This is a genomic window from Variovorax sp. FG153 (assembly GCF_057809595.1).
The window spans coordinates 1-1,067 of record NZ_JBMDKG010000113.1; the positions used below are offsets into that span (position 1 = coordinate 1).

Here is a 1,067-nt window from a genome sequence, read left to right on the forward strand (position 1 = left end):
TGATCGAGGCGCACGCGCGGGCCGAGCCCGCTGCGCCGGCGCTGGCCTTCGACGAGCAGGTGCTCGGCCGCGGGGAGCTCAACGCGCGCGCGAACCGGCTGGCGCACCGCCTGATCGCGCTGGGGGTGAAGCCCGAGACGCGCGTGGGCCTGCTGGCGCAGCGCTCGGTGGAGATGATGGTGGGCATCCTCGCGGTGCTCAAGGCCGGCGGCGCCTATGTGCCGCTGGATCCGGAGTACCCGGCGGAACGCCTGGGCTACATGATCGAGGACAGCGGCATCGCGCTGCTGCTGGTGCAGGGCGGCCTGCGCGCGCCGGCCTCGGTGGCCTCGATGGCGGGCGGCCCGCGGGTGCTGGACCTCGACACCGTGGATGTCTCGGGCGAGCCCGCGACCGACCCCGAGGTGGCGGTGCATGGCGAGCAGCTGGCGTACGTGATCTACACCTCGGGCTCGACGGGGCGGCCCAAGGGCGCGGCGGTGCGCCACGCGGCGCTGTCCAGCTGCATGGCGTGGATGCAGGCGAACTACGGGCTGACGGCGGCGGACACGGTGCTGCACAAGGCGCCGTTCGGCTTCGACGTGTCGGTGTGGGAGATGTTCTGGCCGCTGACCACCGGCGTGAAGCTGGTGATCGCGAACCCCGGGGACCACCGGGACCCGGAGCGGCTGGTGCGGCTGATCCAGCGCCACCAGGTGACGACGCTGAACTTCGTGCCCTCGATGCTGCAGGCCTTCCTCGGGCACGAGGGGATCGAGCGGAGCACGCGGCTGCGCTACATCATCTGCGGCGGGGAGGCGATGCCGGCGGCGACGCAGTCGGAGGCGCTGCGCAGGCTGAAGGGGGCGTCGCTGCAGAACCTGTACGGGCCGACGGAGACGACGATCCACGTGACGCAGTGGACGTGCCGCGACGATGGAAGCAGCCAGGTGCCGATAGGCCGTCCGATCAGCGAGACGAGCGCGTGGGTGCTGGATGGGCAGCTGGAGCCGGTGGCGCTGGGCGTGGCGGGGGAGCTGTACATCGGCGGAGGCTTGCTGGCGCGCGGCTACCTGGGGCGCCCCGGG

At 72.6% G+C, this 1,067-nt stretch carries 1 protein-coding gene; it reads left to right on the forward strand.

Annotated features, from left to right (window positions below):
- On the forward strand, nucleotides 1-1,067 hold a 1,067-nt coding region (locus ACODT0_RS42315), incomplete at both ends, for an amino acid adenylation domain-containing protein (protein WP_489044040.1).